This is a genomic window from Mesorhizobium sp. B2-4-15, assembly GCF_006658505.1.
Taxonomy (GTDB): Bacteria; Pseudomonadota; Alphaproteobacteria; order Rhizobiales; family Rhizobiaceae; genus Mesorhizobium.
On the sequence record NZ_VFUZ01000003.1, the window covers coordinates 173,144 to 190,255 of the forward strand.

15 protein-coding genes are annotated in these 17,112 nt (G+C 63.9%); 14 read left to right on the forward strand and 1 reads right to left on the reverse strand.

Features of this window, described 5'->3' with window-relative positions:
• Window positions 1-127: 127 nt before the first annotated feature.
• From FJ930_RS05030 to FJ930_RS05095, 14 genes are all read left to right on the forward strand, one after another.
• A complete protein-coding gene (locus FJ930_RS05030) occupies window positions 128-1,186 on the forward strand; it encodes a LacI family DNA-binding transcriptional regulator (RefSeq protein WP_141835446.1) in 1,059 nt (352 codons plus the stop codon).
• Window positions 1,183-2,199, forward strand: coding sequence for a Gfo/Idh/MocA family oxidoreductase (locus tag FJ930_RS05035; RefSeq protein ID WP_141835449.1), 1,017 nt, complete (start codon window positions 1,183-1,185; stop codon window positions 2,197-2,199). Before FJ930_RS05030 ends, FJ930_RS05035 begins: the two co-directional genes overlap by 4 nt.
• Window positions 2,196-3,797, forward strand: a complete 1,602-nt coding sequence (locus FJ930_RS05040) for an acyl CoA:acetate/3-ketoacid CoA transferase (protein WP_141835452.1) — start codon at window positions 2,196-2,198, stop codon at window positions 3,795-3,797. The genes FJ930_RS05035 and FJ930_RS05040 overlap by 4 nt, the downstream gene beginning before the upstream one ends.
• On the forward strand, window positions 3,790-4,566 hold the full coding sequence (locus tag FJ930_RS05045) for an enoyl-CoA hydratase/isomerase family protein (protein WP_141835456.1): 777 nt from the start codon (window positions 3,790-3,792) through the stop codon (window positions 4,564-4,566). The genes FJ930_RS05040 and FJ930_RS05045 overlap by 8 nt, the downstream gene beginning before the upstream one ends.
• A gap of 15 nt (window positions 4,567-4,581) precedes the next feature.
• A complete protein-coding gene (locus FJ930_RS05050) occupies window positions 4,582-6,093 on the forward strand; it encodes an aldehyde dehydrogenase family protein (protein ID WP_141835459.1) in 1,512 nt (503 codons plus the stop codon).
• 59 nt (window positions 6,094-6,152) lie between these two features.
• On the forward strand, window positions 6,153-7,406 hold the full coding sequence (locus FJ930_RS05055) for an ABC transporter substrate-binding protein (RefSeq protein WP_141835462.1): 1,254 nt from the start codon (window positions 6,153-6,155) through the stop codon (window positions 7,404-7,406).
• Window positions 7,407-7,480: 74 nt separating this feature from the next.
• Window positions 7,481-8,437, forward strand: coding sequence for a sugar ABC transporter permease (locus FJ930_RS05060; RefSeq protein WP_140741938.1), 957 nt, complete (start codon window positions 7,481-7,483; stop codon window positions 8,435-8,437).
• Complete coding sequence (locus FJ930_RS05065; RefSeq protein WP_141835464.1) at window positions 8,434-9,378, forward strand: carbohydrate ABC transporter permease; 945 nt, start codon at window positions 8,434-8,436, stop codon at window positions 9,376-9,378. Before FJ930_RS05060 ends, FJ930_RS05065 begins: the two co-directional genes overlap by 4 nt.
• A 4-nt stretch (window positions 9,379-9,382) precedes the next feature.
• Window positions 9,383-10,498: an ABC transporter ATP-binding protein gene (locus tag FJ930_RS05070; RefSeq protein WP_141835467.1), complete on the forward strand. Its 1,116-nt coding sequence runs from the start codon at window positions 9,383-9,385 to the stop codon at window positions 10,496-10,498.
• A 5-nt stretch (window positions 10,499-10,503) separates the two neighbouring features.
• On the forward strand, window positions 10,504-12,006 hold the full coding sequence (locus FJ930_RS05075) for a GMC family oxidoreductase (protein WP_141835469.1): 1,503 nt from the start codon (window positions 10,504-10,506) through the stop codon (window positions 12,004-12,006).
• A 208-nt stretch (window positions 12,007-12,214) separates the two neighbouring features.
• A complete protein-coding gene (locus FJ930_RS05080; RefSeq protein ID WP_141835472.1) occupies window positions 12,215-12,976 on the forward strand; it encodes a 3-ketoacyl-ACP reductase in 762 nt (253 codons plus the stop codon).
• Between the two features lie 12 nt (window positions 12,977-12,988).
• Window positions 12,989-14,617, forward strand: a complete 1,629-nt coding sequence (locus tag FJ930_RS05085; RefSeq protein ID WP_141835474.1) for a choline dehydrogenase — start codon at window positions 12,989-12,991, stop codon at window positions 14,615-14,617.
• 11 nt (window positions 14,618-14,628) lie between these two features.
• Window positions 14,629-14,946: a Dabb family protein gene (locus tag FJ930_RS05090; protein ID WP_141835477.1), complete on the forward strand. Its 318-nt coding sequence runs from the start codon at window positions 14,629-14,631 to the stop codon at window positions 14,944-14,946.
• Between the two features lie 89 nt (window positions 14,947-15,035).
• The gene (locus FJ930_RS05095; protein WP_141835480.1) at window positions 15,036-16,253 is read left to right on the forward strand and encodes an MFS transporter; all 1,218 of its coding nucleotides are present in this window, start codon (window positions 15,036-15,038) and stop codon (window positions 16,251-16,253) included.
• Between the two features lie 12 nt (window positions 16,254-16,265).
• Here the strand turns inward: FJ930_RS05095 and FJ930_RS05100 are convergent, their stop codons facing one another.
• Window positions 16,266-17,111: an EamA family transporter gene (locus tag FJ930_RS05100; protein WP_141835483.1), complete on the reverse strand. Its 846-nt coding sequence runs from the start codon at window positions 17,109-17,111 to the stop codon at window positions 16,266-16,268.
• Window position 17,112: the final 1 nt, after the last annotated feature.

Genomic DNA, 17,112 nt, shown 5'->3' on the forward strand with positions numbered 1-17,112 from the left:
CAATCACACGTCCCGCAGCATCGAATTATCGATTTTTCGCGCCAGGAAAAATCCCGATTGACTCTCGGCCGGAGCAATGATTAGAACGTTCCAATAAAACTCGACCCGAACCGGAGGAGATATCTGAATGGCCAGCCGGGCCAAGGCGACGATCTTCGACATCGCCCGCGAGGCGGGCGTGTCCAAATCGACGGTGTCGCTCGTGCTCCAGGGCAGCGGGCTGATCCGGCCTGAGACCGCGGTCAAGGTTCGCAAGGCGATCGAGGATGTCGGCTATGTCTACAATCGCGGCGCAGCCAATCTGCGCAAGGCCCATTCCAATGTCATCGGCATGGTCATCAACGACCTCACAAATCCCTTCTTCGCCGAACTGGCGGTCGGCATGGAGCGCGTCTTCCAGTCGGCCGGCATCGTGCCCTTCATCGCCAACACGGCGGAGAATCCGGTGCGTCAGGAAGAGGTGCTCAAGTCGCTGATGGAACAGGGCGTCGCCGGCCTCATCGTGTCGCCGGCGCGTGGCACCACGCCGGGCGCGTTTCGGCGGCTGGAGACGGCGGGCGTGCCGATCGTCTTCGCTATGCGACGCTTGCCTGAAAGCCGTATCCCGGTGATCGCTCCGGACAATCATCGCGGCGCCTACCTCGCCACGGCCCATCTTATCGGCAAGGGACATCGCCGGCTGGTCTTCTTCGGTGGCTCGCCCGACCTCGTGGTCTACCATGAGCGCCTTGGCGGCTTTCGCGAGGCCTGTGAGACCCTCGGCATCGCCGCCCGCGACGTGCTCATCATCGAGGGCGAGACCAGCCGCAAGGGCGGTATTGCGTGCCTGGAAACCGCACTCACGATGGCCGAGCCTCCGACCGCGGCCCTCTGCTTCAACGATGCGGTTGCCTTTGGTGCCCTGCTGGCGCTGCGCAAGCGCGGGCTTGAACCCGGCGCGGATTTTGCCGTCGTCGGCTTCGACGACGTGGTGGAGGCGGAACACTACATGCCAGCACTGACCAGCGTCGCGGTGGACAGTGCCGGTCTCGGCGAACGCGCCGCCCACGTCATGCTCAAGATGATCCAGTCGCGCACCACGCGTGCGGAAGACCATATCGGCGCCGTCAATCTCGTGGTCAGGGAAAGCTGCGGCCCGGATCGCCGCACACGAAACAGGCCCGCGGGGCCGGGAGTGACCGTATGAGCGTCAAATGGGGACTGATCGGCGCCAGCACGATCGCCAGGCAATTCATGATCAATGCCATTCGCGCGCAAGCCGATGGCGAGATCGTCGCGGTGATGAGTTCCAACCCGGAACGCGCCACGGCCTATGCCGGGGAAAATGGCATTCCAGCCGCCATGTCGAGCCTCGATGCCCTGCTCGGATCCGGCATCGACGCGGTCTATATCTCTACCACCAACGAACTGCATCTCGAACAGGCGCTCGCCGCGATCAGGGCGGGCAAGCATGTGCTGTGCGAGAAGCCGCTGGCGCTGACCAGCGCCGACGCGCGCAACATGGTCGCCGCGGCTCAGGCAGCGGGTGTCGTGCTCGGCACCAACCATCATCTGCGCAATGCCGGCGCCCACCGTGCCATGCGCGAGGCGATCGCCGCCGGCCGCATCGGCAAGCCGATCGCCGCGCGGGTCTTCCATTCCGTCTACCTGCCGGAGACCCTGCAGGGCTGGCGCATCACCAAACCCGAGGCCGGCGGTGGGGTGGTGCTCGACATCACCGTGCATGATGCCGACACGCTGCGCTTCGTGCTTGGCGACGATCCGGCCGAGGTCTCGGCCTTCACGCAGACGGCCGGCATGGCCGGCGGGGGATTGGAAGATGGCGCCATGTGCATCTGGCGCTTCAACTCGGGCCTTATCGCCCAGTCGCATGAAGGCTTCACCACCAGGTTCGCCGGCACCGGCCTTGAGGTACACGGCTCGGAAGGTTCGCTGATCGCCAGCAATGTGATGACCCAGAAGCCGGACGGCTCGGTACTGCTGCGCACCGCCAAGGGGGAGGAGCAGCTGAGCTTCGACCGCGAGGATCTCTACGTCAGGTCTGTGCGTCAGTTCCATGCCGCGATCCGCGGCAAGGGCCAGCCTGCCGCCACCGGAGAGGACGGCGTCTGGTCGCTGGCATCAGCCGAGGCGGCGCTTCAATCGGCCAGCTCCGGCAAGGCCGTCAAGATCGACCCCAAACTCGGGAGCATGAATTGAGCAAGGTCGTTTCAGCGGCGCAGGCAGCCAGCCTGATCAAGGACGGCATGGTCGTCTCCGTGTCCTCGTCGAGCGGCCTCGGCTGCCCGGACGCCGTGCTCGCCGCGATCGGTGAGCGCTTCGACGCCGAGGGCCATCCGAAGGAGATCACCACGCTGCACCCGATCGCCGCCGGCGACATGTATGGCATCAAGGGCATCGACCATCTGGCCAAGCCGGGCCTGTTGAAGCGCACGCTGTGCGGCTCCTATCCGTCCGGCCCCTCCTCCGCCGAGCCGCCGCGGATCTGGAAGATGATCGGCGACAATTCGGTCGCCGCCTATAACGTCCCGTCCGGCATCCTGTTCGACATGCACCGCGAAGCCGCCGCCAAGCGGCCGGGCGTGCTGACCAAGGTCGGCCTCGACACCTTCGCCGACCCGCGCCATCAGGGCTGCGCCATGAACGCGGCGGCAAACGAGCCGATTGTTTCGGTACAGCAGTTCGACGGCGAGGAATGGCTCTATTTCCGTTCGATCGTGCCCAACATCTCGATCATTCGCGCCACCACGGCGGACGAGCGCGGCAACCTCACCTATGAGCATGAAGGCGCCTATCTTGGCGGCCTCGAACAGGCGCTCGCCGCCCGCAACGATGGCGGCATCGTCATCGCGCAGGTCAAGCGCGTCGTCGAGAACGGCACGCTGAAGCCGCACGACGTCCGCGTGCCCGGCGTGCTGGTCGACCATATCGTTGTCGCGCCCGACCAGTTGCAGACCACGCTGACCCCTTACGATCCGGCGATCTCCGGCGAGATCTTCCGGCCGCTGTCGAGCTTCCGCAATGCCGAGATGAACGTTCAGAAGGTGATCGCGCGCCGCGTCGCCATGGAGCTTCGCGACGGCATGGCCGTCAACATCGGCTTCGGCATCTCGGCCAACGTGCCGCGCATCCTTCTGGAAGAAGGCCAGCACGGCAAGGTCACGTGGGTTATCGAACAGGGCGCTGTCGGCGGCGTGCCGCTGCTCGATTTCAAGTTCGGCTGCGCATCGAACGCCGAGGCGATCATGCCTTCGCCGCACCAGTTCATCTATTTCCAGGCCGGCGGCTTCGACGCTTCGCTGCTTTCCTTCCTGCAGATCGACCGCCACGGCTCGGTCAACGTGTCGAAGCTTTCGGCGCGGCCGCATGTCACCGCCGGCGCCGGCGGCTTCGTCGACATCACGTCGCGGGCGAAGAAGATCGTCTTTTCCGGCTTCTTCAATGCCGGCGCCAAGCTCTCACTGGCCGATGGCGGCATCCGCATCGACCAGGAGGGCAAGGTCAAGAAGATCGTCGACGAGGTCGAGCACATCTCCTTCTCCGGCAAGCGGGCGGTCGCTCAGGGGCAGGACATCACCTATGTCACCGAGCGCTGCGTGATGAAGCTGACGCCCGATGGGTTGATGGTGACGGAACTCGCACCCGGGATCGACCTCGAGCGCGATGTGCTTGATCAGGCCGAGATTCCGCTCGGTGTCGCCAACGACCTCAAGGTGACGCCGGCGGCGCTCTATCAGGATCGGCCGATCGGCCTGTCGCTCAATGGCGGCGCCTCGCTTGGAGGCATGCATGGCTGAGCGTCTCGTCACCTTCGAGCAGGATGGCGCCATCGGCATCGTCACACTGCGCCGGCCGGAGAAATTCAACGCGCTGGATGTTCCGATGCTGCGGGCACTGGAAACCGCGCTCGACGAAGCTGAAGCGGCGCAGGGCGTGCGCGTCGTGCTCATGCGCGGCGAAGGCAAGGGTTTTTGCGCCGGCGGCGATATCGAGGCCTGGGGTGCCATGAGCGCCGCCGATTTCCAGGTGCAATGGGTCCGCTACGGCCACCGCGTCTTCGACCGGCTGGCGCGGCTCAGGCAACCGACCATCGCGGTGCTGTCCGGCCACGCGCTGGGCGGCGGGCTGGAACTGGCTGTCGCTTGCGACTTCCGCGTCGCCGAGACGCATGTGAAACTGGGCTTCCCGGAAACTTCGATCGGCGTCGTGCCCGGCTGGTCCGGCACGCAACGCGCCGTGCGCCGCTTCGGCGCACAGACGGTGCGTCGCATGGCCCTTGGTGGCGAGATCGTTCTGGCACCCGAAGCGCTGGCCCTTGGCGTCGTCGACAGGGTGGTCGAAACCGGCAAGGCGCTACCGGAGGCGAAGGCCTGGGCCGAGAAGATCGCCGAGCGCGGCCCCTTGGCGACGGAAGCGGCCAAGCTGATGATCGCGGTCGCCGAAGGCGAGGAAAGTGCTGCCGCGACCGAGGCGCTGGCCAGCGGCTTCATCGCGCTAACCGACGACCTCAAGGCTGGTGTCGGTGCTTTCAAGACCAAGCAGAAGCCGGCATTTTCAAGATCATAGAGAAAAGTGAAGCTGATGAACGCTCCCCTCAACATCGCCATGCCCGCCGAGGCATCCGCAGCGCCAAAAATCTACCGGCTGCTGATCGATGGCAAGCATGTCGATGCCCGTGACGGCCGCGTGCTGGAACGCAAGAGCCCCGGCCACGGCTTCACCGTCTCGCGCTATGCGCAAGCCGGCGCGGCCGAAGTGGAAGCAGCGATGCAGGCCGCGCACCAGGCGTTCGAGACCGGCCCCTGGCCGCGCATGAAGGCAGCCGAACGCGCCGCGATCCTGCTCAGGGCGGCGGACCTGATCGAGGCGCGGCTGGAAGACATCGCCCGGCTCGATGCCCTGGAATCCGGCAAGCCGGTCGCCCAGGCGCGCGGTGAGATCGGCGGCGCTGTCGACATCTGGCGTTATGCGGCCTCGCTCGCCCGCACGCTGCATGGCGAATCCTATGCCAATCTCGGCGACGCCATGCTGGGCGTGGTGGTCCGTGAACCGATCGGCGTCGTCTCGATCATCACCCCATGGAATTTCCCGTTCCTGATCGTCAGCCAGAAACTTCCTTTCGCGCTGGCCGCCGGTTGTACCGCCGTGGTCAAGCCGAGCGAAATGACATCGGCCTCCACCTTCGTGCTCGGTGACATCCTGATGGAGGCCGGCCTGCCCGCCGGCGTCGTCAACATCCTCGCCGGCCTTGGCGCCGATGTCGGCGCGCCGATGGTCAGCCATCCCCTCGTCGAGATGGTGTCGTTCACCGGCTCGACCCGCGTTGGCAAGATGACCATGGCTTCCGCCGCGCAGTCGCTGAAGAAGGTCTCGATGGAACTCGGCGGCAAGAACGGTCAGATCGTCTTCCCCGACGCCGATCTCAAGGCCGCGGCTGACGCGGCGGTGTTCGGCGGCTTCTTCAATGCCGGCGAATGCTGCAATGCAGGCAGCCGGCTGATCGTGCATGAGGCGATCGCCGACGATTTTCTTGCCGCTGTGAAGGCCCTTGCGTCCAGGGTGACTGTGGGCGACCCGCTCGACGACCGGACCAAGGTCGGCGCGATGATCTCGTCCGACCACCTGGCCAAGGTGACGGATTACGTTACGGCAGCGGCAAGCGTGGGCAGTACTGTCTATAGTGGCGGCCAGCAGCTGGCCTCGAATGCCGGTCAATATCTCGATCCCACCATCATCCGCGGCGTCACCGAGGACATGGCCATTGCGCGTGAGGAAGTCTTCGGCCCCGTGCTCTCGGTGCTGACTTTTGAAACGATTGAAAAGGCGTTGCACATCGCCAACAACACGCCCTATGGTCTGTCGGCAGGCGTGTGGAGCGCCAATATCGACACATGCATGTCGGTGGCGCGTGGGGTGCGTTCGGGGACAGTTTGGGTGAACACATTCATGGAAGGTTACCCCGAGCTGCCTTTTGGAGGCTATAAACAGTCCGGCCTTGGACGCGAACTCGGCAAACGCGCCGTCGAGGATTATACCGAGGAAAAGACAATCCAGTTTCATCGCGGCCAGCGCACCGGATGGTGGGTCGGCTGAGTTTGGAAGAACCCGGCGGGTTTCCGCCGGTCGTATGACTGCAACAAGGGAGGAAGTACATGTTGCGCAAACTGCTTATCGGAACGGCTCTTGCGACGAGCTTTGCATTTTCGGCGCATGCCGCGGACGTCAAGGAAGTGCAGATGCTGCATTGGTGGACGTCGGGCGGCGAAGCGGCTGCTCTGAACGTGCTGAAGCAGGATCTGGCCAAGGAAGGCTATGCCTGGAAAGACGTGCCGGTGGCCGGCGGCGGCGGCGACGCCGCCATGACCGCGCTGAAGGCGATGGTCGCGGCCGGCAATTACCCGACCGCTTCGCAGATGCTCGGCTACACCGTGCTCGACTATGCCGCGGCCGGCGTCATGGGCGACCTGACCGAGACGGCCAAGAAGGAAGGCTGGGACAAATCCGTTCCGGCGGCGCTGCAGAAATTCTCGGTCTATGAAGGCAAGTGGGTCGCGGCTCCGGTCAACGTCCACTCGGTCAACTGGCTGTGGATCAACAAGGCGCTGATGGACAAGATCGGCGGCACCGAGCCGAAGACCTTCGACGAATTCGTCGCGCTGCTCGATAAGGCCAAGGCTGCCGGTGTCATCCCGCTCGCGCTGGGCGGCCAGAACTGGCAGGAAGCAACCATGTTCGACTCGGTCGTGCTCTCGACCGGCGGACCTGACTTCTACAAGAAGGCCTTCAACGACCTCGACGACGCTTCGCTCAAGTCCGACACGATGAAGAAGTCGTTCGACAACCTCGCCAAGCTGGTCACCTATGTCGACCCGAACTTCTCGGGCCGCGACTGGAATCTTGCCACCGCCATGGTGATCAAGGGCGATGCCCTGGTGCAGGTCATGGGTGACTGGGCCAAGGGTGAGTTCCACGCCGCCAAAAAGACCCCGGGCACCGACTTCCTGTGCTATCGCTTCCCGGGCACCGACGGCTCGGTGATCTACAACTCCGACATGTTCGGCATGTTCAATGTTCCGGAAGACCGCAAGGCCGCCCAGGTCGCATTGGCCACCGCCACCCTGTCGAAGAGCTTCCAGTCGGCCTTCAATGTGGTGAAGGGTTCGGTTCCCGCACGCACCGACGTGCCGGACACCGACTTCGACGCTTGCGGCAAGAAGGGCATCGCCGACCTGAAGAAGGCCAATGAAGGCGGCACGCTGTTCGGCTCGCTGGCCCAGGGCTATGGCGCGCCTCCAGCCGTCGCCAATGCCTATAAGGACGTCGTCTCGAAGTTCGTCCACGGCCAGATCAAGACCTCGGACGAAGCCGTGACCGAGTTGGTCAAGGCGATCGACGACGCCAAGTAAGCGTTACGCGTCAAAACACCTTCCCCGCTTCGGCGGGGAAGGGTCCCCGGCCGAATGCTGACGGGAGGAACCTCATGAGCACAGTTGCGACAAGCCAGATCAAGCTGACGCCGGAGCATGCCCGACCGCGCGCCACCGTGCGCTCGCGCCTGCAGGATGCCTTGCCGAAGATCGTGCTGGCGCCGAGCTTCGCCATCACTGTCATCTTCGTCTACGGCTTCATCCTGTGGACGATCTATCTGTCCTTCACCAATTCCAAGACCTTCCCGTCCTACGCCATAACAGGGCCTCGCGCCTATCAGCGGCTGTGGGGCTGGACCTTCGACACCGACCCGCCATCAAGCTGGTACACCTCGATCACCAACATGGGCATATTCGGCTTTCTCTATATCCTGATCTGCCTGGCGCTCGGCCTGTTCCTGGCCATCCTGCTCGACCAGAAGATCCGTGGCGAAGGCGTGTTGCGCCCGATCTATCTTTATCCGATGGCGCTGTCCTTCATCGTCACCGGCGTCGCCTGGAAATGGTTCCTCGATCCGGGCCTCGGCCTTGAGCAGACCCTGCATCAATGGGGCTGGACGAGCTTCCATTTCGACTGGATCAAGAACAAGGATTTCGTCATCTACACGGTGGTCATCGCCGGCGTCTGGCAGGCTTCGGGCTTCATCATGGCGATGTTCCTGGCCGGCCTGCGCGGTATCGACGGCGAGATCATGAAGGCGGCGCAGATCGACGGCGCCACAACCTTCCAGCTCTACCGCCGCATCGTCATTCCGCTGCTGCGGCCGATCTTCCTGTCGGCGTTCATCGTGCTCGCCCACCTCGCCATCAAGTCCTACGATCTTGTGGTGGCGCTGACCAGCGGCGGCCCCGGCGGCTCGGCGTGGCTGCCGTCCAACTTCATGTATGAGTACACCTTCAAGCGCAACGAGATGGCGGTCGGCTCGGCCAGTGCGGTGATCATGCTGATGACCATCGTCGCCATCATCGTCCCCTATCTCTATTCGGAACTCAGGGAGAAGTCGCGATGAGCACCGTGGCCACTCCCGCCCGCCTGCCGTCCAGCGGGGTTAACGTCAAGACCGTCAACCGCGTCGTCATCTATGGGCTTTTGGCGCTGTTCGCGCTGTTCTACCTGATGCCGCTGTTCGTCATGCTGGTGACCTCGTTCAAGACCATGGACGAGATCCAGAACGGCAACATGCTTTCGCTGCCCAAGGCACCGACCTTCGATCCGTGGCTGAAGGCCTGGGGTGAGACTTGCGTCGGCCTCACCTGCGCCGGAATCAAGGGCTATTTCTGGAACTCCATCAAGATGGTGGTCCCCGCGGTCATAATCTCGACCTTGCTCGGCGCCTTGAACGGCTACGTGCTGACCAAATGGCGCTTCCGCGGCCACACGCTGGTGTTCGGGCTGATGCTGTTTGCCTGCTTCATCCCGTTCCAGTCGGTGCTGCTGCCGATGGCGACAATCCTCGGCAGCGTCGGCCGTTTCGGCGCGTCGCTGCGGAACTCGGTCGGAACCAGTTTCGGCCTCGGCAATTCGACGGTCAACCTCGTCTTCGTCCACGTCGTCTACGGCATCGGCTTCACCACACTGTTCTTCCGCAACTATTACGAGGCCTTCCCGACCGAACTGGTGAGAGCCGCCCAGGTCGACGGCGCTTCGTTCTTCCAGATCTTCCGGCGCATCATGCTGCCCAACTCGATGCCGATCTTCGTCGTCACGGTGATCTACCAGTTCACCAACATCTGGAACGACTTCCTGTTCGCTTCCGCCTATGCCGGCACGGGTGACTCCATGCCGATGACGGTGGCGCTCAACAACGTCGTCAACACCTCGACCGGCGTCGTCGAATACAATGTCAACATGGCGGCCGCGATGATCGCGGCCCTCCCCACCCTTCTCGTCTATGTGCTCGCCGGCCGCTATTTCGTGCGTGGCCTGATGGCGGGCGCGGTCAAAGGATAATCCAATGGCTTTTCTTGAAATTGACGGTCTGAGGAAGCGTTTCGGCCAGATCGAGATCCTGAAAGGGATCAATCTGGAACTGGAAAAAGGCGGCTTCCTGGTGCTGGTCGGCCCGTCCGGCTGCGGCAAGTCCACGCTGCTCAACACCATTGCCGGACTGGAGACGATCACCTCGGGCGAGATCCGCGTCGACGGTCGGGCAATCAACGATCTGCATCCCTCCAAGCGCGATATCGCCATGGTGTTCCAGAGTTATGCGCTGTATCCGAACATGACGGTGGCCGGGAACATCTCCTTCGGCATGGAAATGCGCGGCGTGCCGGCGGACGAACGCCAGAAGGCGATCGACAAGGTGGCCAAGGTGCTGCAGATCGGCCATCTCCTGAAGCGCAAGCCAAGCCAGCTTTCGGGCGGCCAGCGCCAGCGCGTCGCCATGGGCCGGGCGCTGGTGCGCGACCCCAAACTGTTCCTGTTCGACGAGCCGCTGTCCAACCTCGATGCCAAGCTGCGCGTCGACATGCGCATCGAGATCAAGCGCCTGCACGCCACCACCGGCACCACCATCGTCTACGTCACCCATGACCAGATCGAGGCGATGACGCTGGCGACCAAGATTGCCGTGATGCGCGATGGCGAGGTGCAGCAGTTCGGCACGCCGGCCGAGATCTATAACAACCCCGCCAACGTCTTCGTCGCCGACTTCATGGGCTCGCCGGCGATGAACCTGATCCCGGCGACCATTGGCGACAATGGCAGCGGACTGGCTGTCATGCTCGACCGCGAGGCGCGGCAGCCGATCACTCTGCCGATGACCAATGCGCCGGTCGGGCTGGCGGCCTTCAAGGGCAAGCCCGTCATCTTTGGTGTCCGCCCCGAAGCCCTGACCGATCCGGAAGGGGCCGAGCGCAACGCTTCACAGATTGCCACCGCCGATTGTCACATCGAGGTGGTGGAGCCGGCCGGCTCCGACACCTTCGCCGTCACCAATCTCGGCGGCAAGGGCGTGGTGGCGCGGCTGCGCGCCGACGCCAACATCCAGCCGGGCACCAGCACGCCGCTCGCCTTCAACCTGACCAAGGCGGTGTTCTTCGATCCGGCGACCGAGAACCGCATCCGCTGACAGCTATGACAAATCCGGACATCGTCATCATCGGCTCCGGCATCGGCGGCGCCACGATCGCCTCCGGTCTGGCCGGCAGCGGCGCCACGATCCTGATGCTGGAGCGCGGCGAGCTCCTGCCGGCAACGCCGCATGCCCGCGACACGCGCTCGATCTTCCTCGACGGCCACTATCGGCCGAAGGAGATGTGGCGAGAGGCCGGCGGCGCTGCCTTCAACCCCGGCAACTATTACTATGTCGGCGGCAATTCGAAATTCTACGGCGCGGTGCTGATCCGCTATCGCGAGGAAGATTTCTCCGCTATGGAGCATTTTGGCGGCGTCTCGCCGGCATGGCCGTTCTCCTACGAAGAATTCGAGCCCTGGTATTCCAAGGCCGAGCAGTTGTTTCGCGTGCGCGGCACTCTGGGCGAAGACCCGACCGAGCCGTTCCACTCGGTCCCCTACGCCTATAAGCCGGTGCCGGACGAGGCGCCGATCGCGCGCGCCCGGGCAGAACTCAAGAGCCTCGGCCTGCACCCGGCCTCGTTGCCGCTCGGCGTTGACATCGACACCTGGCTGAAGGAGGGCAGTACCGGCTGGGATGCCTTTCCGAACACCGGCCAGGGCAAGGTCGACGCCCAAACCGGACCGCTGACGGCGGCACTGAAGGACAGCAACATCAAGCTCGAAACCGGTGCCCATGTCGAATATCTCGAGGCATCGCCGGACGGCAAAACCATATCCGCGATTCACTACCGACAGAACGGCGAGTTGAAGAAGGTGACGCCAAAGCTGGTCATCCTCTCCGCCGGTGCGGTCAACTCCGCGGTCATCCTGCTGCGCTCGCCTTCGGCCGACGGCAAGGGCCTTGCCAACCGCTCCGATCAGGTCGGCCGCAATTTCATGAACCACAATTCCAGCGCCATGCTGGCGATCGATCCGCGCCGCCGCAATGATGCCGTCTACCAGAAGACGCTGATGCTGAACGACTACTACCTGTCCGACGGCAAGGGCGGCAAACCGCTCGGCAACGTCCAGCTTCTCGGCAAGATCGACGGCAACATGCTGAGGGCCAACGTCAAGCTGGCGCCGAAATTCGCGCTCGATTTCATGGCCGGCCACGCCATCGACTGGTATCTGATGTGCGAGGACCTGCCCGATCCCGAAAGCCGCATCATGGTCGACGGCAAGGACATCGTCATGCAGTGGCGGCGCTCCAACATGCAGTCTCTGGACGGCCTGACCAAGGTGATGCGCGAAAACTTCCGCGCCTGCGGTTATCCCCTCGTGCTGTCGCGCCCCTTCGACAAGCGCACGCCCTCGCATCAGTGCGGCACGGTGAAGATGGGCGACAACCCGGCGACCTCGCCACTCGATCCGTTCTGTCGGTCGTTCGACCACCGGAACCTGTTCGTCGTCGATGGCAGTTTTTTGCCGAACTCGGCGGCGGTGAACCCTGCATTGTCGATCGCCGCACAGGCGCTGCGGGTGGCGGAGCATATTCGCACGACGGAGCTTTCCGCATGATCTGTCGGCGCCGCCCCTCATCCGCCTGCCGGCACCTTCTCCCCGTAAACGGTGAGAAGAGGGCTGGCCGCAACCTTGGCGCTCCTTTTGCAGCGTCGGCGATTGGCGAAAGCGGCGGCGACGGCCTCCTTCTCCCCGTCGCTATACGGGGAGAAGTGCCCGGCAGGGCGATGAGGGGCGGCACCAGCCTTCTTAGGATAAGGCTCATATGATCCGCCCGGTTGCGATAGTTACCGGCGGTGCGCGTGGCATTGGCCTCGCGTGCGCCGAGGCGCTTGCGGACGCAGGCTTCGACATTCTCGTTGCGGACTTGGCCGACAGCCCGGCTGACGGACTTTCGGAAAATATCACCGCACGCGGCGCGAATTTCGGCTATGTCAGCTGCGATATCGCCGACCTCTCCAGCCACGCCGCATTGGTCCATGCCGCAATGCGCGCCTTCGGCCGCATCGACTGCCTGATCAACAATGCCGGCATCGGTGCCGTCGTGCGCGGCGATCTTCTCGAGCTGAAGCCGGCGAATTTCGACCGCGCACTGGGCATCAATCTGCGCGGCACCGTATTTCTGAGCCAGGCCGTGGCCAAGGCGATGCTGACCACACCGGGCGACCTCCCAAGATCGATCATCACCATCACCTCGGTCAGCGCCGACATGGCCTCGCCGGAACGCGCCGATTACTGCATGTCGAAGGCCGGCCTTTCCATGTGGGTGAAAAACCTGGCGCTCAGGCTCGCGCCGGAAAACATCGGCGTGTTCGAAGTGCGGCCGGGCATCATTCGCACCGATATGACGGCAGGCGTGACCGCCAAATACGACGCCTTGATCGATGGCGGCCTGGTGCCGTCGAAGCGTTGGGGCGAGGCTTCCGACATCGGCGCCGTGGTGGCGACGCTTGCCACCGGCAAGCTCGGCTTTTCGACCGGCTCGATCATCAATGTCGACGGCGCGCTCTCCGTGCCGCGGCTGTAAGTGGATAGTGTCATGACCGACTATATCATCGTGGGCGCCGGCCCGGCCGGCTGCGTTCTGGCCAACCGGCTGAGCGAGGATCCCTCCAATTCGGTGCTGCTGCTCGAGGCCGGCGGCAAGGACTGGCATCCCTACATCCATATGCCGGCGGGTTTTGCCAAGATGACCAAGGGCATCGCCTCCTGGGGCTGGTCGACCGTGCCGCAGAGGCACATGAACGACCGCGTTTTCTGGTACACGCAGGCCAAGGTGGTCGGCGGCGGCTCCTCCATCAACGCCCAGATCTACACGCGCGGCAATGCCCGCGACTACGACGCCTGGGAAAAGGAAGAAGGTCTTGCCGGCTGGGGCTATCGCGACGTGCTGCCCTATTTCAAGCGCGCCGAGAACAACCAGCGCTACGCCAACGATTTTCATGGCGACCAAGGTCCGCTCGGCGTGTCGAACCCGATTTCGCCGCTGCCGATCTGCGAGGCCTATTTCCGCGCCGGCCAGCAGATGGGCATTCCCTTCAATCCGGACTTCAACGGCGCCAACCAGGAAGGCGTCGGCTACTACCAGCTGACCCAGAAGGACGCCCGCCGCTCGTCGGCCTCCGTTGCCTACTTGAAGCCGATCCGCGCGCGCAAGAACCTGACCGTCAGGACTGATGTCCTGGTGACCCGCATCGTCATCGAGAAAGGCCGCGCCATCGGCGTCGAAATTGTCGACAAGCCAGGCGGCGAAAAGACGGTCCTGCGTGCCGACCGCGAGGTGATCGTCTCATCCGGCGCCATCGGCTCGCCGAAGCTCCTGATGCAGTCGGGCATCGGACCGGCCGACCACCTCAAATCGGTCGGCGTCACGCCGGTGCATGACCTGCCCGGCGTCGGCTCCAACATGCAGGACCATCTCGACCTGTTCGTCATCGCCGAATGCACCGGGGACCACACCTACGACAACTACGCAAAGCTGCACCGCACGGCGTGGGCCGGCCTTCAATATCTGCTCTTGAAGAAGGGGCCGGTGGCCTCGAGCCTCTTCGAGACCGGCGGCTTCTGGTACGCCGACCCGACCGCCGCCTCGCCCGACATCCAGTTCCATCTGGGTCTCGGATCTGGCATCGAGGCCGGCGTCGAGAAACTGAATAACCCGGGCGTCACTTTGAACTCGGCCTTCCTGCGGCCGCGCTCGCGCGGCACGGTGCGGCTGAAGAGCGCCGACCCGGCCGACCATCCGCTGATCGACCCGAACTACTGGTCCGATCCCTATGACCGCGCCATGTCGCTCAAGGGGCTGCGGCTGGCGCGCGAGATCATGCGGCAGAAGGCACTTCAGCCCTACGTGCTGCGCGAACTGCTGCCCGGTCCGTCGCTCGCAAGCGACGACGAGCTGATCGACTATGCCTGCCGCAGTTCCAAGACCGACCACCATCCCGTCGGAACCTGCCGGATGGGTCACGACGACATGGCCGTGGTGACGCCGGACCTGCGGCTGCGCGGCATCGAAGGCTTGCGTGTCTGCGACGCTTCGGTGATGCCGCGCGTGCCCTCCTCCAACACCAACGCGCCGACCATCATGGTCGGCGAAAAGGGCGCCGATCTGGTGCTTGGCCGCGAGCCTCTGGCGCCGGCCGTGTTTTCCGGGAATCGCGCCGCTTGAGGGAAGAGAAAATGATCAGGCATTGTGTCTTCGGCAGGTTTCGCGACGATGTCCCCGACGGTGAACGCAGGGCGATCCATGCCGACCTGGAGGCACTGCGCCAGGTGATCGACGGCATGGACACGGTGCACTTCAGCGCGAATGTCAGCCCGGAGCCTTTCGCGCGCGGCTCCACCCACGGCTTCACCATCGATTTCCGCAATGCCGCCGCGCGTGACGCCTATCTGGTCCATGAAGCGCATCAACGCGCCGGCGCCCGGCTGGTCGCGGCACTCGAAGGCGGCGCCGACGGATTGATGGTCTTCGACCTCGATCTTACGAAAAAGTGACCGCCGGCTCTTCGAAAGCCGGCCGATCGCTGTTCTCTTTTGTTTACCAGGCGACATATCGTTCCTTTGGGGAACCAAAGGAGGACGCCTTGAACCTCAATGCCGAGCAGAAGAAAACCGTCCTGGCCTCATTCCTGGGCTGGACGTTGGATGCCTTTGATTTCTTCCTTTTGACATTCCTGCTCACCGATATTGCAAGTGAATTCCACACAGATGTCCCGGCAGTCTCAAAGGCACTGTTCCTGACCTTGGCGACGCGCTTCATCGGCGCGTTCTTCTTTGGCATGCTCGCCGACAAATACGGGCGCAAGCCCATCCTCATGCTCAACATCGTCAGCTATTCGGTGATCGGCGCGCTGGCCGCCTTCTCACCCAATCTCGGCATCTTCCTGGCCCTGCGCGCTCTGTTCGGCATCGCCATGGGCGGTGAATGGGGGCTCGGCAGTTCGCTTGCCATGGAATCCATCCCACCCAGCGCGCGCGGCATGGTCTCGGGCATCCTGCAATGCGGCTATCCGGCAGGCTACCTTCTGGCGGCGGTGGTCTATGGCCTGCTCTTTCAGCAGACGATCGGCGGCTACACGATCGGCTGGCGCGCCATGTTCCTGCTCTCCTTTGCCCCAGCGCTGATTGTCCTGTTCATCCGCTCGCATGTGCCGGAATCGCCGGCCTTCGTCGAGGCGCAAAAGACCGTAAGACCCGGCATGCTGGAAACGCTGCAGAAGCATTGGGGCGTCGCGCTCTACGCCGTCGTGCTGATGATGTTCTTCAACTTCTTCAGCCATGGCACGCAGGATCTCTACCCGACCTTCCTGAAGAAGCAGCATGGCTTCGATCCGCATACGGTGAGCTGGATCACCATCGTCGCCAATATCGGCGCCATCGTTGGCGGCCTGGCGTTCGGCGCGCTATCCGAGAAGATCGGCCGCGTCAACGCCATCACCCTGGCCTGCCTGATCGCCCTGCCGGCGATTCCACTATGGGCCTATAGCTCCACGCCGTTCATGCTCGCCATCGGCGCCTTCGTCATGCAGATCGCGGTCCAGGGCGCCTGGGGCGTCATCCCGGTACACCTCAATGAACTTTCGCCGGGCGCCGTGCGCGCCACCTTGCCCGGCTTCATCTATCAGGCCGGCAATCTCGCCGCGTCGTATGGCGGTCCGTATCAGGCGGGAATCGCGGAGGCACCGGGGAGCAGCTACGGCTACGCGCTGGCGCTTTTCGCCGGCGTGGTTGCCGTCTGCATCATCGTCGTCATCCGCTTCAGTCCGGAACGGCGCGGCCAGGTGATGACCGTGCTGGGTTGAGCGCGGCCTTGTCTAACCCAGCCGGAGTGCAATGACCCCGGCAACGATGCTGAGCGCGGCCGCCCCGCGCCAGCCCGTCATCTTCTCGCCGAGCGCATAGACCGAGATCAGCATGGCGAACAGGATCGAGGTCTCGCGCAGCGACGCCACCGAGGCGATCGGCGCCTCGGTCATGGCCCACATCACGATCCAGTAGGCCGCACCGCTGAGCACGCCGGTGAACAGCCCGGTCTTCCAGTCGCGCGCCAGGATAGGAAGCGCCTTGGGCCCCCGGAAGATGAGGCACAGCACCAGCGCGCCAAGCGCATCGCAGACGAACAGCCACGCGGCATAGCTCTGCGCGGTTGCCGCCAGCCGTGCGCCGCTGCCGTCGGACAGCGTATAGCTGGCAATGAACAGCGAAGTGCCGAATGCAAAGCCGACCGCGCGCAAATTGAGCTTTTCCAGATGCGCGCCACCGCGAAACGACATCACCAGCGTACCGGCCGACAAAAGCACGATGCCGACAAGGGCAAGCGGCGACGGCACTTCGGCGACGACGAACATCCCACCGATCGCGGCCAGCAAAGGTGCCGTGCCGCGCGCCAGCGGATAGGTCTGGGCGAAATCCCCGGCCTGGTAGGCGCCGATCAGGAAGGTGCGGTAGCCCATGTGGAAGATCACCGACGCGATGATGTAGGGCCAGACTTCCGCCTTCGGCACCTCGACGAAGGGCAGCACCAGGAGCGCGGCCGCGCCCATACCGAGTGTCATCAGCGTGATCGACAGGAAGCGATCGAGATGGACCTTGACCAGTGCGTTCCAGATGGCGTGCATGGCAGCCGCGGCAAGCACCGCGAAGAAGACGAAAAGCGTCATT

What these genes read in the sequence shown, in the direction of transcription:
- FJ930_RS05075 (WP_141835469.1), top strand. Translation starts at nt 10,504, where the DNA reads ATGACAAATCCGGACATCGTCATCATCGGCTCCGGCATCGGCGGCGCC.
- FJ930_RS05065 (WP_141835464.1), top strand. Translation starts at nt 8,434, where the DNA reads ATGAGCACCGTGGCCACTCCCGCCCGCCTGCCGTCCAGCGGGGTTAAC.
- FJ930_RS05100 (WP_141835483.1), bottom strand. Translation starts at nt 17,111, where the DNA reads ATGACGCTTTTCGTCTTCTTCGCGGTGCTTGCCGCGGCTGCCATGCAC.
- FJ930_RS05055 (WP_141835462.1), top strand. Translation starts at nt 6,153, where the DNA reads ATGTTGCGCAAACTGCTTATCGGAACGGCTCTTGCGACGAGCTTTGCA.
- FJ930_RS05085 (WP_141835474.1), top strand. Translation starts at nt 12,989, where the DNA reads ATGACCGACTATATCATCGTGGGCGCCGGCCCGGCCGGCTGCGTTCTG.
- FJ930_RS05060 (WP_140741938.1), top strand. Translation starts at nt 7,481, where the DNA reads ATGAGCACAGTTGCGACAAGCCAGATCAAGCTGACGCCGGAGCATGCC.
- FJ930_RS05035 (WP_141835449.1), top strand. Translation starts at nt 1,183, where the DNA reads ATGAGCGTCAAATGGGGACTGATCGGCGCCAGCACGATCGCCAGGCAA.
- FJ930_RS05070 (WP_141835467.1), top strand. Translation starts at nt 9,383, where the DNA reads ATGGCTTTTCTTGAAATTGACGGTCTGAGGAAGCGTTTCGGCCAGATC.
- FJ930_RS05030 (WP_141835446.1), top strand. Translation starts at nt 128, where the DNA reads ATGGCCAGCCGGGCCAAGGCGACGATCTTCGACATCGCCCGCGAGGCG.
- FJ930_RS05050 (WP_141835459.1), top strand. Translation starts at nt 4,582, where the DNA reads ATGAACGCTCCCCTCAACATCGCCATGCCCGCCGAGGCATCCGCAGCG.
- FJ930_RS05080 (WP_141835472.1), top strand. Translation starts at nt 12,215, where the DNA reads ATGATCCGCCCGGTTGCGATAGTTACCGGCGGTGCGCGTGGCATTGGC.
- FJ930_RS05090 (WP_141835477.1), top strand. Translation starts at nt 14,629, where the DNA reads ATGATCAGGCATTGTGTCTTCGGCAGGTTTCGCGACGATGTCCCCGAC.
- FJ930_RS05045 (WP_141835456.1), top strand. Translation starts at nt 3,790, where the DNA reads ATGGCTGAGCGTCTCGTCACCTTCGAGCAGGATGGCGCCATCGGCATC.